This is a genomic window from Streptomyces sp. NRRL F-5135, from assembly GCF_000719775.1.
Lineage (GTDB): Bacteria > Actinomycetota > Actinomycetes > Streptomycetales > Streptomycetaceae > Streptomyces > Streptomyces hebeiensis.
In genome coordinates this window covers 83,747-101,349 of the sequence record NZ_JOHR01000022.1, presented here as the reverse complement: position 1 = coordinate 101,349, position 17,603 = coordinate 83,747, and the positions used below count along the sequence as shown (strand labels likewise).

The window sequence follows — 17,603 nt, the reverse complement described above, 5'->3', positions numbered from 1 at the left end:
CGCCTGGCTCGCGACGCCTGGCACGCACTCCCCCAGCTACCGCTGGGAGGTGCCCCCTGCCGCGTTGTCGGAGTCGTCCAAGTACGTCCGGTCCATCGATGACGCCGATCCTCCGCCTTGCGATCGCACGCACCACACGCCGCGAGCCCCGCCCTGCGGGCGGACGGCGCTACTTTCGAAACACGCCCTAGCTCCCGCGGCCGTCCGGGCCGTGCAGGGCCTGCTCGGTCCAGATGCACTTTCCTTTCGTCGTGTAGCGGGTGCCCCAGCGTTGAGAGAGCGCCGTGATCAGCTGCAGCCCGCGACCGCCTTCGTCGGTGTCCGCGGCGCGGCGCCTACGGGGCATCGTGAGGCTGCCGTCGAAGACCTCGCAGATCAGCTCGGCGCCGTGCAGCAGACGCAAGCTGACCGGGCCCTTGGCGTGGCGTACGACGTTGCCCACCAGTTCGCTGGCCAGCAGTTCCGTGGTGAATGTCAGGTCGTCCAGGCCCCAGGCGGAGAGTTGCTCGCTGACGTGCCGGCGGGCCAGGCTCGCCGCCTTCGGGTCCTCGGCGAGCGGCCAGGAAGCCATCCTGTCCGCGTTCAGGGCATGGAGGCGGGCGACGAGGAGCGCTGCGTCGTCGGCTGCTTGGTGCTCGGCGGGGAGCATGCCGACCGTCAGCGTGTCGCAGAGGCGCTCCAGATCCGCGTCGGTGCCGTCCTCGTGGGCGGTCCGCAGGAGCCGGACCAGGTCCGCCATGCCCTCGTCGATGTCGCGTTTCGCCGACTCGACGAGGCCGTCGGTGTAGAGCACGACCAGGGTGCCTTCGGGCAGCGTCAGCTCGACCGTTTCGAACGGCGGCTCGGCCGCGCCGAGGGGCGGGTCAGCGCCCAGTTCCGGGAACCTCACGGTGCCGTCGGGATGCACCAGCGCCGGGGGCGGGTGCCCGGCGCTGGTGATGGTGCAGACCTGGGTGGTGGAGTCGTAGAGCGCGTACAGGCAGGTCACGTACGACTCCTCGCCTATGTCGCCGACGATGTCGTTGAGGTGCCCCATGATTTCGTCGGGGGGCAGTTCGAGGTCGGCCAGAGTGTGGACGGCCGTGCGCAGACGGCCCATGGTGGCCGCCTCGGGCAGGCCGTGGCCCATGACGTCGCCGACGACGAGGGCGACGCGGCCGCTGGAGAGCGGGATGACGTCGTACCAGTCACCGCCCACGTCCATGCCCTGCCCGGCGGGGAGGTAACACGCGGCGGTCTCGCAAGCGGGCAGGTCGGGCAGGTCGGTGGGAAGCAGGCTGCGCTGGAGTTCGCGGGACCGGATGCGCTCGGCGTCGTAGAGCCGGGCCCGCTCCAGGGCCTGTGCGACGAGGGCGCTGATCGTGGCCAGCAGGGAACGCTCGTCGTCGTTGAGCCGACGCGGGCGGTCGAAGGAGACGACGCACACCCCGAACGTGTGACCGGACGCCGTCAGCGGCAGGAACGCCCACGCCTGCTTGTTGGCGATGCCGGGCAGGTCTGCGTGGTCAGGCGCGTACGCGACGTACTCCTGCGGCGAGGACAGGAATGCCGGTGCTCCGGACGAGATCACGCTCCAGGACGGGCTGGTACCGGCTGCGGCGCGGTCGTTCACGAGGTCGAGGAAGTCGTCCGCGTAGCCGACGGACCCGACATTGAGGAGCCGGTTTCCTTCGATGGCCTGCACCATGAGTCCGACGGCGTCGAACGCCGGCAGCACCCGCTGCGCGACCGCGTCCACCACGTCCTGTGAGGTCGTCGCCTTGGCGAGCGCCGCGGTCAGTTCCGTGATCTGGGCCGCTCGCTCGGACGCGGCAACCTCGGCCGCCCGGCGCTCCTCCTGCACACGCAGTTTCTCGGTGACGTCCGTCAGGTAGAGGGCGCAGCCCACGGGCCCCGGGACCAGCCGCAGCCGGTAACGACGGCCCATGTCCGGCATGTGCACATCAAAGCTGGCGGGCTTCCCCTCGGCGGCGGCCCTCTGACAACGGCGCTCCAGGCCGTGGATCCGCCGTGCGCCGGGCAGGTCCCACAGCACACGCCCGAAAAGTTGCTCCTGGGAGAATCCCAGCACGTGTTCCGCTTCCAGGTTGGTGAAGATGATGCGCCATTCAGGGTCCACCGCCAGGAAACCGTCGCTCATCTGCCGAAGGGCCCGGCTGAGCGCGTCCCGAGCGGAAGGCAACCCGCTGCTCTCCCACCTCACGCCGACCATCCGGAGCGGCCGGCCCTGGACGTCGTACGTCGGCATACCGCGGGCCCGCGACCAGCCGTACGTGCCGTCCAGACGCCGTACCCGGTACGCGGCCTCGTACACCGAGTGGTCACGGATCGCCCGCTGCGCCTCCGCCAGCGTCGGTGCCAGGTCGTCGGGGTGGAGAATGTGCATCCAGTCCTGGATCTTGCCGGTGAAATCGGCCGGTCTGCTGCCGTAGAACTCCATGGCCACCGCGTCCCAGATCAGCCCGTCGGTCTGGAGGTTCCAGTCCCACCAGCCGACCCTGAGGCCCGGGACGCCCTGCCAGGGCTGCTCGCCATCTGGCTCCTTCGGCGCGGAGTCGGACAGCCTCGGAGCCTGGGCCATGTGCTCTTCGGTCCAGGCGGCGACGGCCCGGAGGAAATCCCACTGCTCCGGGGTGGGCTCGCCCCGGTCGGCTGTCAGAAGGGTGATGGTGCCTGTGATGCGCCCCCCGCCGGACACCGGCAAGGCGGCCAGGCCCGTGCCGAGCCCTGGGACATCGGCGGCTTCGGTGGGGAGCGGCGGCAGCCATACAGCAGTGCCCTGGCGCAGGGCACGCGCCGGGGCCAGCAGGCTTTCCTGATCGATGATCTCCCAGGAGCGGGTGAAGGCGGGTGGCAGACCAACCGCCGACGCCAGGCACAACGCGGACGTGGGACCACACAGATGAATCGTTCCGCCCAGAGCGCGCAGCTCACCTGTGGCGTGCTGGAGCGCCAGCCGGAAGACTTCGCTTTCCGGGGTACCGAAGGCCACCGTACTGAGCAAAGCCAGTCGCGGATTCACACTCCGAATCTTACGCTCGGTGGCGGCGCCCGAACGTCCCCGGAGCCCCAGCCCGCGGGCGGATCCGAGAGGCCGTAGAACCCGTGGTCGTGTTGATCAGGCCGCCAGCAGTCTTAATTGGCCGTCGACCGGTTGGGTCAGGATCCAGGCGCGGACGCAGGGCCGCGTCGCCGCGCCCGCCCGGGGTACCGCGCCACACGAGGGTCCCCGTGAACTCGCCGGGCCGTCCGGGTCGGAACACCGTGACCGCGCGGCCCTCGGCCAGCCCCACGTGACCGGAGGTCAGCACGAGGCGCGGGCCCACGAGGTAGCCAGAGCCGGGACCGTGCGAGCCGGTGACCGCTACCACCCTGTCCCCGTTCACACCCGCCCTCCCCGGTCCTCAGCGTCCGATGCGGTCGGACACGTCGCCCGGTCCGGCGGACCGACGCGAGTCGCCTCCCTGCGATGTGGCGTTGCTTTCGGTGCGGCGCCGCAGGGCATGGCGGCGCCGCGCAGCGGATTCGGCTTTGCCGGGTCGGTTCGGCAGGGCGGGCGGTCTTCAGTTGCGCGCGATGTTGCCGACCGCGGTGCGCAGGTCTCCCTCCCCGGGGCGGAGCGGAGGCAGCGGGGTTGCGTTCGCGGGGTTCAGTGAGTCGAACAGCAGGGCGATGAATCGGGCCCGCATCGAGGGAGCGGTGCCGGGGATCGCGAGCCCGGCAACGGCCATCACGAGAAAACGCGGAATGTCTTCGGCCGTCAGATCGTGACGGACCTCGCCCTGCTGCTGCGCGCGAAGCAGCAGGGGGTGCAACGACTCACTGAAGCGCTGAAGGACGCCCACGGCGACGTCGGAGAAGTTGCTCGCGAAGGTGACCAGCCCCTTCTCCTGCGTGATCAGGTCGAGCAGTCGCGCGGCAATGTCCTGGAGGGACTGGCGGGGATGAGGGGTGTCGATGGCTTCGTCGACGAGGGGGAGCAGGTCGGTTTCGAGGATGTCGTCAAGGACGGCCCGGACGATGGCCTCCCGGTTGGGAAAGTGACGGTACAGGGTGGCGATGCCTACGCCGGCCTCGGCCGCGATCTGCTCCAGTGAGGCGTCGCCCGCGCCGAGGACCGTCCGGCCGGCGGCCGTGATGCGCTCGATGGTGGAACGTGCGTCGACTCTGCGCCGCCGGGCACGGTCGTCCTTGGTGGTGGCCATCTGTGACTCCTTCCTCTTCGGCGAAGGCTACCCGCGCATCGGCATGTCCGGTAGCACTCTATCGGTTTGATAGTCCCCCATTGGTTTGATAGTAGTCTCTCGTTTCGTTCCTCCGTGAGCCACCTGTAAGGCCCGCGGAGGCACCTGGAGCTGGGGAGAGAGCTATGTCCGTTCTGCTGTACCGGCTGGGGAAGTTCGCCTACGGCAAACCCTGGTACGTCATCTTGGGCTGGCTGGCCGTGGTGGCCGCCGTCCTTGGGCTGCTGATGGCCAACCCGGTCAGGCTGAGCAACGAGGTGCGCATTGACGGCACCCCGTCCCAGCGGGTCATCGACGAGCTGGCCGTGTCCCTGCCGGAGGCGTCCGGCGGGCAGGGCATGCTGGTCTTCAAGCCCGCGGCCGGCGCCAGGATCGACGACCGGAACGTTCGGTCCGCCCTGCTGGCGGCCGTGGACGCCGTCTACCGCCACGACCACGTCACAGACACCCGGAAGGCCCTCGCCGCGGAAGTCGCCAAGGGTGAGAGCAGCCCGCTGCTGCGGGCCCAGGCGGCGGTGGCGCAGGCCGCGGGGCAGCCGTCCTCCGGTAAGACACCCGTCCCGTTGCAGGTGGACGGTCTGCCGGTGCCCGGAGTCGTCGTCTCCGCCGACGGCTCGACGGCCCTGATGCAATTCCAGTTCGACATGCAGACCTTCGAGCTTCCCGCCGGAACCATCGCCAGCACCGTCGAGGCCGCCGAGCGGCAGGCCGCCCGCGGCGGCATCGAGGTTCTGCCATCGGCGTCCATGATGGAAATCCCGGAAGTCATCGGCGTCGGGGAGATCGTCGGTGTCGCCGTTGCGGCCATCGTCCTGCTGATCACGCTGGGGTCGGTCGTGGCGGCGGGCCTGCCCCTCGTCATCGCCCTGGTCGGGGTCACGGTGGGTGTGGGCGGTGCCTTCACCCTCTCCACCGTTTTCGAGATCCACTCGCTCACCGCGGTCCTGGCCCTGATGCTGGGGCTGGCGGTCGGTATCGACTACGCCCTGTTCATCGTCAACCGGGAACGCAGGCTGATCCTCGAGGACGGTCTGGACGCGCACGAGGCGACCGGCCGTGCGATCGGCACCGCCGGAAGCGCGGTCTTCTTCGCGGGCAGTACGGTCATCATCGCTCTGACGGGGCTCCTGGTCGTCGGGATCACTCTGCTCAGCACCATGGCCCTCGTCGCCGCCGCCACGATAGCGGTCGCGGTGCTGCTCGTACTGACCCTGCTGCCGGCGCTGCTGGGGCTGGTCGGAGAACGCGTCTGTCCCACTCGCACACGGCGCCGGGCAGCTCGGCAGGCAGCCGTCGCCGGCCACACGCGGGCGACTCGTTGGGGAGCGGGCCTGGTCCGGCACAAGTACCCGGCGCTCGCGGCGGCGTTCCTGATACCGGCGGTCCTGGCAGTGCCCGCCGCGGACATGCGCATGGGTCTGCCCTCGGGGGCCAGCTACAACACCGGCACCCCGCAGCGTCAGAGTTACGACCTGGTCAGCGATGCCTTCGGGCCCGGCTACAACGGCCCGCTCATGATCGCCGTCACGTCCAGCGCCGAGGAGCGCCCGCTCGCCCCGGCGGCTCTCGCCGCGGTCGCAACCGATCTGAGTGACGTCAAGGGCGCGGCAGCGGTCTCACTGGCCGGGATGAGCAGCACCGGCACCACGGCCGTCCTCGCTCTCGTCCCCGGCAGCGGCCCCAACGACGACGCCACCAAGGACCTGGTCACCGCCCTGCGGGAAAAGACCGTGCCGGCCGGCGCCGCCCACGGAGCCGTCATCGGTATCACCGGCTTCACCGCCCTTGCCATCGACGTTTCCGACCGGCTCGCCGACGTCCTTCCGCTCTACGTGGCCACTGTGCTCGGACTCTCCCTGATCGTGCTGCTCCTGGTCTTCCGCTCGTTCCTGGTCCCTGTGACGGCGACGCTCGGCTTCCTGCTGACCATCGGCGCCACCTTCGGTGTCACCACGGCTGTCTTCGAGTGGGGCTGGCTGCAGGGGCTGATCGGACTGGATGCCACCGCGCCCGTCGTGAGTCTGCTCCCCATCATCATCACCGGTGTCCTGTACGGGCTCGCCATGGACTACCAGATGTTCCTGGTCACCTCCATGCGCGAAGCACACATCCACGGCGCCGACCCGACGGCCGCCACCATCACCGGTTTCACGCGCGCCAGTTCCGTCGTCGTCGCGGCGGCCACCATCATGGTCAGCGTCTTCGCCGGGTTCGTCTTCAACGCCGATCCCATGATCAAACAGGCCGGGTTCGCGTTGGCCGCGGGCATCCTCATCGACGCCTTCATCATCCGCATGACACTCATCCCGGCCACCATGGCCCTCGCCCAGGAGAAAGCCTGGTGGCTGCCCGCCCGGCTGGACCGCCTCCTGCCCGCCCTCGACGTCGAGGGCGACAAGCTCGCACAGAAGATAGCGCTGCCGCGCTCGGCCGCTGCCCAGCAGCACGCCGCCGCGGCGACCGCCGCGGCGAAGAAGGCGGACATCGCGGGCTGACTGCGCCAGTCCTGTCGCATCAGGGGCGTTTCGGCCGGTGAGGCTGCGGTGGCTGAGGAGGAACTCGGCTATGCCGACGAAGTCGAGGTACGCGCCCGGTCTTTGTGACGCCGCGGTACCTGGGCGAGAAGGGCTCCGCCTCCCGCGACCGGCACCTGGACGCCGGAGTCGATTCGCCGGCGATGCGTCCGGCCGGCGTCTGGGCCTGCCGACGAGACCGGCCACGGAGGGGACCTTGTCGATCCAGGGGCGCCCGGCCGGTCGGCAGCGGCGCCTGGATCGTGGCCCCCGTGTCCGGCGGTGCCTTGCCGGTGGGTTGGTTTCGAGCGCGGCCTTGCCCGCACGTGTGGCGCTGCCTCCGGACGGTTCGCTGTCCGGGACCGGCCCGTGCCGCGGGGCCCTGCTTGTCAGGCGGTGACGGCTTCGGTCTGTGCGTGCCGGTCGGCCCGGGCCGCGATGACGGTGCGCCATCGGCGCAGTGCCTTGGGCGGCATGCCGGTGGCCAGGGCTCCGGTCAGGGTGGCGCGGGTGCGGTGGGCAAGGAGGAAACGCCCGTCGGGCGGGTCGCCCCTCGACGATCCGTTCCTCGTCGTGGCCGCGCTGGTAGCCGAATGCCTGGATCTTGAGCTCGTGCTGGTCGGACCAGAAGTACGGGGCCGGGGCGAACGGGCCCGGCCCGGTCGGGGTGGAGGAGGTTGCGGGCGGCGGCCATGCCCGGCTCGGCGGCGTTGGTGCGGTGCCCGACGCGCATGCTGGTGCCGAACAGCGGGTCGCGCCGGCGGCGACGTCCCCGGCTGCGTAGAGACACCGTTGGCGAACTCGGCCCTCTGCGTGCGAGCGGACACCGAGGCCAAGCGGCTCCCCAGCTGCCTCGCATACCCGGGCGGGGCTCGGGCGGGGTGCTGGGGAGTCGCAGGGCGGGGAGGATCCGACCCCGCCCGGTAGCCTGTTACGGCCGGGCGTACGGCCGAGTCATGATCTCCATGTTGTGGCCGTTCGGGTCTTCGAAGTAGGCTCCGCGACCGCCGAAGAGGCGATTGATGTGGCCGGGCTCGGTGTGGTGGGGGTCGGCGTAGTAGATGACCCCGACCGTCTCGAGGCGGGCGATCATGGTGTCGAATTGCTTGTCGGGCACGAGGAACGCGTAGTGCTGCGGCTGGACCGGCTCGTCGCGCTTCTCGTAGTAGTCGAGTGTCACGCCGTTACCCAAGTCGACGGGCAAGAACGGCCCGAAGGGGGCGCCGACCCTCAGACCCAGGATTGCGGCGATGAACTCGGCCGACAACTGCCGGTCCGTAGCGTAGACGGCGGTGTGGTTCAGCTGGACGGTCGACGGCAGTTCGGGTTCATGCTGGTGCTGCTGGACATGTGGCATGTGTGGACGTGTCTCCGAGTTCTTGGATCCGCTGTGGAGCGCCGCGTGTGGGCGCTGGGAGGGAAGACACGGAGAAGGGGCGGGGCTCTTGCCCGCCCCGTGCTCACGCCGAGGCCGGGTGCCTCACTCGTGTATGGCCTATGGCCGACCCGGCAGTCACGTGATCAACGTTAATGCCTCACTGTGCGTCACGGCAATGCCAAAAATACTGTTGCCCGCGGCCAGCCTGAGTCCTACCCGGGCCGGCCGGAGGGCTGCCAGGCGGGACGTCCGAGTGCGGGCCCGTGGGGTGTCAGTCCACCGGGCGTTGACAGCGGTGGAAGTTCATGGCGGTGGCCGCGAGTTGGTGTTGCAGTCGTGCCTTGGCCAGACCGTAATAGCGGCATCGCCGCAGACCGAAGGCTCGAACGCCTTGGGAGATGGTGTCTTCGACACCGGCCCGGTGTGCGTACTGCTCCTTCCACTCCTGGGTGTTTCCTGCGCCCGTGCCTGCTGAATCGCCTCCGAGAGTCCCTCGGTGAACCACATGACCGATACAGTGTCAACCGGCCCGGCGACCACGCCGGCTTCCCCCTGCTGGGGTACAGCCCGGCGAAAACCGCGTCTGGGAACAGCTCGCCCAACTCGTCACGGATCCGCATCGCCAGGCTGCCCTCCGGGAACGCAGCCCGTGCCACTCGGGCCGTCTCCTCCGGAACCCCGTCGATCTTGCTGACATGCAACGACACCGACCCTCCCCAACCACAACGTCGGCCTTCACGACCACAACGGGTCATGAAGGCCGACGTCACGTTCAGCCCAAGGATTCGCCAACGGTGTCGCGTAGATGCCGGGGGCGGCGGCGCTGTACAGGTCGCCCACACCCCGTCGCCCACACCTCGTCCGCCGGGCGCAGGCCGCTGCCGTCGAGCCGTTCGGCGTCCCGGTCACCGCGGAGGACCCGCTTGGACAGCGTCGGCCGGTCGTAGGGCAGGTGGGGTTCGCGTCCGACGAGGCCTATGTATCCGTCGAAGCCTTCGCGGCGCAGGGTCTCGGCGGCGGCCAGTCCCGCCGCCGAAGCTCCGACGGTCACGACCCGGCGCAAGGGCGCCGAGATCGTCAGCGGTCCGCCAGATGAATCGCCGCGGCCGGGCAGACGGCGGCCGATTCCCGGACGCCGTCGTGGTGTTCGGGCGCGGGGGCGGCGGTGAGCAGGTCGACGATGCCGTCGTCGTCCTGGTCGAAGACCTCGGGTGCGAGCATGACGCATTGGCCCGAGGCGACGCACTTGGGCTGGTCGACTGTGACGCGCATGAGGGGTTCTCGTTTCTCGACGTGGGGGCGGAGTTGCGGGTTACCAGGTGACGGGGAGTTCGTAGACGCCGTAGACGAAGCCGTCGTGCTTGAACTCCAGCTGGTCGATGCCGGTCGCCAGGGCCAGGGTGGGGATGCGGCGGTAGAGAGTGCTGTAGACCGCCTGGAGTTCGACACGGGCCAGCGGCTGGCCCAGGCACTGGTGCACGCCATAGCCGAAGGCGACATGGCGGCGGGCGTCGCGGGTGAGGTCGAGCTCGTCCGGGTTCCCGGCGAAGGCCTCCGGATCCCGGTTGGCGATCTCGTTGGCGAAGATGATGCCCTCGCCCGCGCGGATGACCTCGCCCCCGATCTCGATGTCCTCCCGCGCCACACGCCGGCGCCCGGAGTGCGTAACGTTCAGGTAGCGCAGCAGCTCCTCCACTGCCCCGGCGACCACTTTCGGATCGTCGGCCGTTCGCAGCAGGGCCAGCTGGTCGGGGTTTTCCAGCAGGGCGAGGGTGCCCAGGGCGATCATGTTCGCGGTGGTCTCGTGGCCGGCGCCCAGCAGCAGAACGCTCATATGGGCAGCGTCGCGCAGCGTCATCTCGCCGGTGGCCACCCGCTTGGTGACGAGCTCGGAGAGCAGATCCTCCTCGGGCCGGACCTGTTTGGCGGCCAGCAGATCCTCCAGATAGTCCGCGAGCACCGTGGTGGCGGCGAGGACCTCCTCCGGCGTGGAATCACGCTTGACGATCACCTTGGTGTTGCGCTGGAAGAGGTCGTGGTCCTCGTACGGCACACCCAGCAGTTCGCAGATCACCAGGCTGGGGACCGGCAGGGCGAACGCCTGGACCAGGTCGACCGGCTTCGGACCGGCGAGCATCTGGTCGATCAGGTCATCGATGATCTTCTGGATCGACGGACGCAGCGCCTCGACCCTCTTCACAGCGAAGGGGGCGGTCACCATGCGCCGGATCCGCGCGTGCTCCGGGTCGTCCATGTTGAGGAACGTGCGGCGGGCTCGATTACTGGCCTGCTGGCCGGCCGAGCGGTGAGGGAAGCCGGGCCTCGTGGCTTCGGCGCTGACACGCGGGTCGCCGAGCAGGGTGCGCACGTGGTCGTAGCGGGTGACCAGCCACGGGCTGCTGCCGTCCCAGATCCGCACTCGGGTCAGCGGCTTGTCGATCTGCAGGGCGTGAAGCGCCGGCGGAGGGTCGAAGGGACAGCCGGCTGCTCGCGGGCTCGGGTGATGAGGGAGCTCGACCGTCGTGTCCGTATGGGTATCGGTCATGACCGCCTCCGTGAGGGAGAAGGGGTGCGTCCCGGCATTCCTAACAGCATTAGGTGCTTGAGGCAATCATTTGTCGGAGCGGATCCGTCCTGCACGTCACTATCCGGCCAGCGCCCGTGGTGAACGGTTCGCCGGCACCCGCCTCATACAGGTTTCGGCGCGCGGTTCACACTCATCCTGATCACGCTAGTGTGGGCGTCCCAACTGAACTGCCTCATAGGCCTGATGGCCTCGAACGCCCAGTCCGAGATCGCGATCCACTACCGGACCACCCAGATCTCCTGGTCCAGCCAGGTCGGCCTGCTGGTCGGCGTCTTCTCGACACCGTTCATCGTGAAGTTCGCCGGGGTTCCTGCTCTTCGCAGGCGTGGTCGCTCTCGCCACTGTGCTCATCGTCCTGATCCCCAAGGCCAAGCCCCTGGACGAGGCGGAGGCCGGCAGGCCGGCCCGCCGGACTGTGGAACGCATGGCCACCCGCCAGGCCCGCAGCCTGGCCACGATGAAGTCGCCTGACACGACAGATCTCAAAACCCTGCTCCTGGCCGGTCTGCCGCAACCACCGGCACGGGCTTGACCAGACAGCCGCCGTCGGCTCGGCCTCACCCCCGCACACCGGCCCGCCCGGCGAGTTCGCCCTCAGCTTCCGTTCGCGCCGAGCGCGCCGGTTGTCGTGCCTGGTTGCGGAACTGTGTGGGCGACAAGCCGACCACGCGGCGGAACGCGGTGCTGAAGGCGCTCTCGGAGAGGTAGCCGGTGGCCCGTGCGAGCTCGGAGATCGGCAGGGTGTCGCGGGCGAGGGCGTCGCGCGCGAGGCTCATGCGCCATTGGATCAGGTACTCCAACGGCGGGACCCCGACGTGGCGCTTGAAGGCCTGGGCGAACGCGGAGCGTGACATGTGGCTGATCTCGGCGAGCTCCTTGAGGCTCCAGGAGCGGGCCACGTCCGCGTGCACGGCACGCAGGGCCGCACCGATGCCGTCCTCGTTGAGGGCGCCCAGCCAGCCGGTGGGCCGGTCCGTCTGGCCGGCGTGAGCACGCAGCATGTGCACGAGCAGGATCTGTGCGAGATGGTTCTGCACCAGCGGTCCGCCGGCCGCGGCGACCCCGACCTCGGTGGCCAGGAGATCGATCAGCTGCGAGAGCCGCCCGCCATGAGGATCGTCCACGCGAACGATCACGAGTGGCGGCAGAAGATCGGTCAGGAGGGCCGCGTTCTCCTCGTCGAACGCGATGTGCCCGACGCAGAGGTAGAGGTCCTCCTCGGACTCGGGGCCGATCCGAACGAACCCGTCTTCGGCACCCGACCACACCGCCTCCGCAGGGCGCGGGCGGGCGTCGAGGGTGCCGGCCAGCACGTAGGGCGGTGGGTTTCCCAGCATGAAGGTGTCGCCCTCCCGCAGGAAAACCGGCTCGTGCCCTTCGAGGATCAACCAGCACGTGCCGCGCACGAGGCCCCCGATCCGTACATGCAGGAACGTGTCGAAGCGCAAAGCCCACTGTCCCGCGGCCCGGAGACTGGGCCCGATGACCGTGCGGGGCCGGAGCAGACCGATCGCGTCAGCCACTGGGTCCCGGAATCCGAGCACCGATGACACCTCCTGGACGATACGTAAAGAATGATGGACTGCACGTCATGGATAGTATCCCCGGTGTCCCGCACTCTCGTTGGTGAGCGGATCGGTATCGAGAGTGAGGGAGTCACCCGCATGGGACAGCTGGAAGGCAGGACGTCGGTGGTCACCGGGGGCGGTACCGGCATCGGTCTGGCCACCGCCGTTCGGCTGGCGGAGGAGGGCGCGTACGTGTTCGTCACGGGCCGTCGCGCGGCCGAGCTGGAGGCCGCGGTCAAGACCATCGGCGCGGACCGGGCCACCGCGGTCGTCGGTGACATCTCGAAGCCGGAGGATCTGGACCGGCTCTACGAGGCGGTCCGGGCGCGGGGCAGGGGCTTGGACGTGCTCGTGGCGAACGCGGCGGTCGGCGCGTTCGTGACGCTGGAACAGACCACCGAGGAGCACTTCGACCAGACCTTCGGGGTCAACGTCCGAGGCACCCTGTTCACCGTGCAGAAGGCGTTGCCGCTGCTCAACGACGGAGCCTCGGTTGTCCTGGTCGGTTCGACGGCAGCCGACCGAGGGGTGGAGGCGTTCGGTGCGTACGCGGCGTCGAAGGCGGCCGTGCGGTCCTTCGCACGGACGTGGTCCACCGAGCTCAAGGACCGCGGCATCCGGGTCAACGTGGTCTCGCCGGCCTGGATCGAGACTCCCGGGGGCACCGCCGCCTTCGGTGACGAGGAGACCGCCCGGGCCGTCAGGGAACAGGTCGCCGCGACCGTGCCCAAGGGCCGCTTCGGCCGGCCCGAGGAGGCCGCCGCGGTCGTGGCCTTCCTGGCCTCGGACCAGAGCAGTTACGTCGTCGGATCGAACGTCTACGTCGACGGCGGCGAGAACCAGACCTGAACAGACACCACACGAAGAGCGGCAGCGGCCCCTGAAGTATCCCCGGGTGTCGCAAGTGGACCACGCCGAGACCGGCAGATCGGGGATGCTGCATGCGGGAAGCGGCAGCGGTCGTGTTGTTGGCCGCAGGGCCCCGTGTGGTCGCAGTACGGCTGGGGGCGGCTCTGCCCGCAGCCGCACGGCGTGGCCCTGGTCTCGGCGCGTGTGGAGACGGCGTCTCGCCTCGAAGGTCACCGTGATCGGCTCCGTCCGGGCCGGTGCGAACCGAAGCGTCTCGGCCACGGCGGACGCCGCCTCACCGAGGGGCTGATCCCACCACCAGAAGTAGATGAGCTGTCAACAATTTCGTTAGACTGATCCCATGGACGCACAGCCGCGCTGGCTCGCCCCGGAACAGAAAGCCGCCTGGGACAGCTTCATCCGCATGCACGAGACACTCATCGGACGGCTGTCCCGACATGTCCAGGCCGACGCCGGACTGTCCGCCTCCGACTACGTCGTACTCGTCAGCCTCACCGAAAGGGGCAACGGGCGGATGCGCTTCCTGGATCTGGCCAAACTCGTGGAGTGGGAGAAGAGCCGGATGTCCCACCAGGTCACCCGGATGGCGAAACGCGGGCTCGTGGCCAGGGAAGAGTGTCCCGACGACGGACGCGGAGCATTCATCGTCGCCACACCGGCCGGCTACAAGGCGATCGAGGAAGCCGCACCCCAGCACGTCGAGCACGTCCGCCGCCTCTTCATCGACGCCCTGACCCCGAACCAGCTCCACACATTCGGACAGCTCTCCCAGCGCATCCTGGACCACATGGGGAAGCAGCCCGACTGACCGGGAAAGAGGATCCTGCTGCCTGGGCACAAGAAGCATTCCGCGGGTTCACCCGCGGCCAGACTCACCTCCCACATCGGAACTGGAAGGACGCGGGATTCGAGCGCACGCCTCGCGCGTCAGCAACCAGAACGTCCGGAGGCCGGGTCGGGCCTTTGAGGCCGCTCGCCGAGGACACGTGCGAAGAGAGCTTCCCGCAGGGCCACTTCACGAGGATCGTCCCAAAGCCGGAATCCAGTGCGGTTCATCGCGTACGCGAAGCCCGTACCGGTGTCCGGGTCTGCGAAGGCGAACGACCCGCCCAGACCCATCGTCCCGAAGGCACGGTTCGACCCGGAGCCGAACCTGAACGCCGGGAACGGCTTGACGTATCCCAGGGAGAACCTCGTCTCGACACGCAGCACCTCGTCGAACAGTCCGTTCGTCGGAGGCGGTGCAGCGCCGCGCAACGCCTCCATCGTGGTAGCGGTGAGGCCCAGGGCAGTGCCGCCGGTTGCCACCTCGCCGTAGAGCTTGGCGATCGACCGCACCTGGCCGACGCCGTTGGCTGCCGGGATCTCCGCGGCCTGGACATCCGGTCGGTTGAAGTTCTCGACGGTGCCCAGCACTCGCGGATTGCCGAACGCCCTGGCGGTCAGGCTGCGTGGATTCGCGTATGCCCGGACGAATGACGTCGGCATCGCTCTGAGGTGCAGCATCATCTCCCAGGGACGGAATCCGTGGATACGGGCGATCCGGTCGCGATCAGTGTCGTGCGGCAGGCCGAAGTGGAAGTCGAGGCCCAGCGGCGCCGCAACCTCGTCCGCGAAGAACCGGCCTATACGACGCTTTCCAGAGTCGATCCGGCTGATGAGCTCGCTCTCGTACCAGCCCAATGACTGGCCATGGTAGCCATGCCGAGAGCCCGGCTCCCATGCGGGACGCTGCTCGGCAAGAGCCGTGGCGAGGGTGCCGGAGCCAGTCAGGTCGCCGAGCCCGAGCGACCGGTCGATCACAGCCAATCCCGCTTGATGGGCGAGCAGTTGACGAACGGTGACGCCGTCCTTGCCGGCGGCGGCGAACTCGGGCCAATAGGCCGCCACACGCTCGTCGTGGTCGAGGAGACCACGTGCGTGTAACACCGCGAGCGCCACCGCTGCCACACCCTTGGACGTCGAGAAGACGGGCACCATCGTTTCCGCCTCCCAGGGGAGACGCGTACGGCCGTCCCGGTAGCCTCCCCAGAGATCCACAACCTTCCGCCCGTCGTGGTACACGACGCAGGCAGCACCGATCTCGTCACGTGCGGCGAAGTTCTCACGAAAGGCGTCAGCCACTGCGCCATAGCCTTCGTCCACGTCACCGCGAACCATGTGGCCTGGTACATCGAGCCTGAGGACCACTACTTCTCCTTCAATTCTCGACTACCGTCCCGGCGCGGGTAGCCGACTGAAGCGCGCGACGACGTTGCCCCCGCAAGGCCGAAACCGGGCTCACGTCGCGTCAGCTGAGGAGACGGATGCGGACTCGGGCCCGCTTCTCAGAGCTACCACACCAGTCCAGCCCAAGTATGCGACTCCGCTCCATTTCATTGCGATCAGCAAACCTGGTGACCGCGCGAAAGACCGCTCGCGCCGTCGGGACATCTGTCGGGCGGGGCACCCCGGCCGACGTGGTGTGGCCGCACCCACCACACCACCATCCACACGCCACCATCTAGTTGACATCTCAACCATAAAGCTGGCATGGTTTACGCGTCAACTAGAGCGGTGGTGGTGCGGTCGCGGTACCTGACCGGCGGGAATCCCGCGCAGGCCGCCCGGGGCCGACGTTCCGCCCGGTCGTCACGAAGTCACACATCGCCACACCCCGACCCAGCGAAAGCGTTGAGCGAGTGAACACGATGGATGTATCGCACATCGAGTTCGGTATCGACAGCTTCGGAGACCGGCCCCGAAACGACCAGGGCGTGATCGTCTCGCACGCGCAGGCCATCCGCGCCGCGGTGGCCGAAGCGGTCCTTGCCGACCAAGTCGGTATCGACGTCGTCGCGTTGGGCGAGCACCACCGGCCCGAGTACGCGATCTCCAGCCCTGAGACGGTGCTGGCGGGCATCGCGACGGCCACGAAGCGCATCCGGCTCGCCTCCGGCGTGACCGTGCTGTCCTCGGACGACCCGGTGCGGGTGTTCCAGCGGTTCGCCACGGTCGACGCGCTCTCCAACGGCCGCGCCGAGGTAATCCTCGGACGCGGTTCCTTCACCGAGTCGTTCCCCCTGTTCGGGTACGACCTCAAGGACTACGAGGTGCTGTTCGAGGAGAAGATCGACCTGTTCCACCGGCTCCTGGACGAGAAGCCGGTCACCTGGGAAGGCACCACGCGTGCCGCCCTGCGCGATGCGGACGTGTACCCGAAGACGGAGTCGGGACGTCTCAACACCTGGGTAGGGGTGGGCGGGACACCGCAGTCCGTGCTCCGCACCGCGCGATACGGCTTCCGGCTCATGCTCGCCGTCATCGGCGGTGCTCCCGACCGGTTCGCTCCCTACGTGGATCTCTACCGGCGTGCCAGCGACGAGTTCGGCACGACCGCACAGCCGGTCGGGACCCATTCGCCCGGCTTCGTAGCCTCCACCGATGAAGAGGCCAAGGAGCTCTTCTACCCCGGGTACAAGGAGATCCGCGACCGCATCGGGAGGCAGCGCGGCTGGCCGCCGCTCCGCCGGGAGGAGTTCGACGCCGAGGTGGACCGCGGGTCGCTGTACGTCGGCTCGGTCGAGACGGTCGCGGCCAGGATCGCCCACGCGATCCGGGTCCTGAACGCGGGCCGGTTCGACATGATCTACTCCGCGGCCGGCACCGTTTCGGCCTCCGCCCGTCTGCGTTCGGTCGAGCTGTACGGCACCCTGGTCATCCCTCGGGTCCGTGAGCTTCTGGCCGAGCAGCCCGCGGCCACGGCGGGAGCGACACGATGACCACCTCTGTCACCACGATCGGGATCCTGGGAGCCGGGAAGGTCGGCACCGTCCTGGCGCGCCTGGCGGTCGCGGCCGGCTATCGAGTCCTGATCTCCGGGTCCGGTGATCCGTCCAAGATCGCGCTCACCGCCAGAATCCTCGCCCCCGGAGCGACCGCCGTGTGGCCGGCCCAGGCCGCGGATGCCGCCGACGTGGTGGTCCTGGCCCTCCCGCTCGGCAAACACCGCGACCTCCCGGTCCCGAAGCTGGAAGGAAAGCTGGTCATCGACGCGATGAACCACTGGTGGGAGGTCGACGGTCCCCGCGACGCCATCCTCCCGCCCGGCACCTCTTCGAGCGAAGTCGTCCAGCGGTTCCTGACGGGCGCACGGATCGTCAAGGCCCTCAACCACATGGGCTACCACGACCTCGAGGACGGGGCCCGTCCAGCCGGCGGCCCGGGACGCAAGGCCATCGCGATCGCCGGTGACTCGCCCGAGGATCTCGCCGTCGTGTCCGCGCTGGTCGACACGCTCGGATTTGACCCCCTCACCATCGGCGACCTCGCGGCAGGCGTCCGGCTCGAGCCCGGAACCCCCGCCTTCGGAGCCAATGTCAACACCGACCGGCTCCGCGCACTCACCGCCACGTCCGGTCCGACAAGGCTGCTCGAGCACTCGTAACAGAAGACAGCTCACAA

The 17,603-nt window shown here is 69.0% G+C and carries 15 protein-coding genes; 6 read left to right on the top strand and 9 right to left on the bottom strand.

Annotation, left to right across the window (positions count from 1 at the left end; genetic code table 11):
* Positions 1–187: 187 nt before the first annotated feature.
* Together IG02_RS0130685 and IG02_RS0130680 are read right to left on the bottom strand one after the other, a co-directional pair.
* Positions 188–3,022: a SpoIIE family protein phosphatase gene (locus tag IG02_RS0130685; protein ID WP_030755183.1), complete on the bottom strand. Its 2,835-nt coding sequence runs from the start codon at positions 3,020–3,022 to the stop codon at positions 188–190.
* A 541-nt stretch (positions 3,023–3,563) separates the two neighbouring features.
* Complete coding sequence (locus IG02_RS0130680) at positions 3,564–4,205, bottom strand: TetR/AcrR family transcriptional regulator (RefSeq protein ID WP_030755180.1); 642 nt, start codon at positions 4,203–4,205, stop codon at positions 3,564–3,566.
* 164 nt (positions 4,206–4,369) lie between these two features.
* Here IG02_RS0130680 and IG02_RS0130675 point away from each other — a divergent pair, with 164 nt between their 5' ends.
* On the top strand, positions 4,370–6,739 hold the full coding sequence (locus IG02_RS0130675; RefSeq protein ID WP_030755177.1) for an MMPL family transporter: 2,370 nt from the start codon (positions 4,370–4,372) through the stop codon (positions 6,737–6,739).
* A gap of 949 nt (positions 6,740–7,688) precedes the next feature.
* On the opposite strand, the gene IG02_RS0130665 is transcribed toward IG02_RS0130675, so the two are convergent.
* The 5 genes from IG02_RS0130665 to IG02_RS0130650 form a co-directional block, all read right to left on the bottom strand.
* Positions 7,689–8,114 (bottom strand): VOC family protein, encoded by a 426-nt coding sequence (locus IG02_RS0130665; RefSeq protein WP_030755174.1) that lies wholly within the window; start codon positions 8,112–8,114, stop codon positions 7,689–7,691.
* A gap of 292 nt (positions 8,115–8,406) precedes the next feature.
* Positions 8,407–8,640 carry a transposase gene (locus IG02_RS44005; protein WP_158712398.1) on the bottom strand — a complete coding sequence of 78 codons (234 nt, stop codon included), beginning with the start codon at positions 8,638–8,640 and terminating at the stop codon, positions 8,407–8,409.
* A gap of 267 nt (positions 8,641–8,907) precedes the next feature.
* Positions 8,908–9,186: an FAD-dependent oxidoreductase gene (locus IG02_RS44000; RefSeq protein WP_420707808.1), complete on the bottom strand. Its 279-nt coding sequence runs from the start codon at positions 9,184–9,186 to the stop codon at positions 8,908–8,910.
* Positions 9,187–9,212: 26 nt separating this feature from the next.
* The gene (locus IG02_RS0130655; protein ID WP_030755169.1) at positions 9,213–9,407 is read right to left on the bottom strand and encodes a ferredoxin; all 195 of its coding nucleotides are present in this window, start codon (positions 9,405–9,407) and stop codon (positions 9,213–9,215) included.
* Between the two features lie 40 nt (positions 9,408–9,447).
* Entirely contained in the window at positions 9,448–10,680 is a 1,233-nt protein-coding gene (locus IG02_RS0130650; protein WP_030755166.1) for a cytochrome P450, read from the bottom strand.
* 367 nt (positions 10,681–11,047) lie between these two features.
* Between IG02_RS0130650 and IG02_RS41810 the strand changes: the two genes are divergently transcribed.
* The gene (locus tag IG02_RS41810; protein ID WP_030755164.1) at positions 11,048–11,254 is read left to right on the top strand and encodes a hypothetical protein; all 207 of its coding nucleotides are present in this window, start codon (positions 11,048–11,050) and stop codon (positions 11,252–11,254) included.
* Between the two features lie 25 nt (positions 11,255–11,279).
* On the opposite strand, the gene IG02_RS0130640 is transcribed toward IG02_RS41810, so the two are convergent.
* A complete protein-coding gene (locus IG02_RS0130640; RefSeq protein WP_234314971.1) occupies positions 11,280–12,245 on the bottom strand; it encodes an AraC family transcriptional regulator in 966 nt (321 codons plus the stop codon).
* A 141-nt stretch (positions 12,246–12,386) separates the two neighbouring features.
* On the opposite strand from IG02_RS0130640, the gene IG02_RS0130635 reads away from it, so the two are divergent.
* Together IG02_RS0130635 and IG02_RS0130630 are read left to right on the top strand one after the other, a co-directional pair.
* A complete protein-coding gene (locus IG02_RS0130635) occupies positions 12,387–13,139 on the top strand; it encodes an SDR family NAD(P)-dependent oxidoreductase (protein WP_030755158.1) in 753 nt (250 codons plus the stop codon).
* Between the two features lie 361 nt (positions 13,140–13,500).
* Entirely contained in the window at positions 13,501–13,968 is a 468-nt protein-coding gene (locus IG02_RS0130630; RefSeq protein WP_030755156.1) for a MarR family winged helix-turn-helix transcriptional regulator, read from the top strand.
* 119 nt (positions 13,969–14,087) lie between these two features.
* Here the strand turns inward: IG02_RS0130630 and IG02_RS0130625 are convergent, their stop codons facing one another.
* Positions 14,088–15,305 carry a serine hydrolase domain-containing protein gene (locus IG02_RS0130625; RefSeq protein WP_199814117.1) on the bottom strand — a complete coding sequence of 406 codons (1,218 nt, stop codon included), beginning with the start codon at positions 15,303–15,305 and terminating at the stop codon, positions 14,088–14,090.
* 545 nt (positions 15,306–15,850) lie between these two features.
* Here IG02_RS0130625 and IG02_RS0130620 point away from each other — a divergent pair.
* Both IG02_RS0130620 and IG02_RS0130615 read left to right on the top strand, forming a co-directional pair.
* A complete protein-coding gene (locus IG02_RS0130620) occupies positions 15,851–16,921 on the top strand; it encodes an LLM class flavin-dependent oxidoreductase (RefSeq protein ID WP_030755152.1) in 1,071 nt (356 codons plus the stop codon).
* Positions 16,918–17,586, top strand: a complete 669-nt coding sequence (locus IG02_RS0130615) for an NADPH-dependent F420 reductase (protein ID WP_030755149.1) — start codon at positions 16,918–16,920, stop codon at positions 17,584–17,586. The genes IG02_RS0130620 and IG02_RS0130615 overlap by 4 nt, the downstream gene beginning before the upstream one ends.
* Positions 17,587–17,603: the final 17 nt, after the last annotated feature.

Coding starts and splice junctions, on each gene's coding strand:
- IG02_RS0130635 (WP_030755158.1), top strand. CDS start 12,387: ATGGGACAGCTGGAAGGCAGGACGTCGGTGGTCACCGGGGGCGGTACC.
- IG02_RS0130655 (WP_030755169.1), bottom strand. CDS start 9,407: ATGCGCGTCACAGTCGACCAGCCCAAGTGCGTCGCCTCGGGCCAATGC.
- IG02_RS0130665 (WP_030755174.1), bottom strand. CDS start 8,114: ATGCCACATGTCCAGCAGCACCAGCATGAACCCGAACTGCCGTCGACC.
- IG02_RS0130615 (WP_030755149.1), top strand. CDS start 16,918: ATGACCACCTCTGTCACCACGATCGGGATCCTGGGAGCCGGGAAGGTC.
- IG02_RS0130675 (WP_030755177.1), top strand. CDS start 4,370: ATGTCCGTTCTGCTGTACCGGCTGGGGAAGTTCGCCTACGGCAAACCC.
- IG02_RS0130680 (WP_030755180.1), bottom strand. CDS start 4,205: ATGGCCACCACCAAGGACGACCGTGCCCGGCGGCGCAGAGTCGACGCA.
- IG02_RS0130630 (WP_030755156.1), top strand. CDS start 13,501: ATGGACGCACAGCCGCGCTGGCTCGCCCCGGAACAGAAAGCCGCCTGG.
- IG02_RS0130620 (WP_030755152.1), top strand. CDS start 15,851: ATGGATGTATCGCACATCGAGTTCGGTATCGACAGCTTCGGAGACCGG.
- IG02_RS0130650 (WP_030755166.1), bottom strand. CDS start 10,680: ATGACCGATACCCATACGGACACGACGGTCGAGCTCCCTCATCACCCG.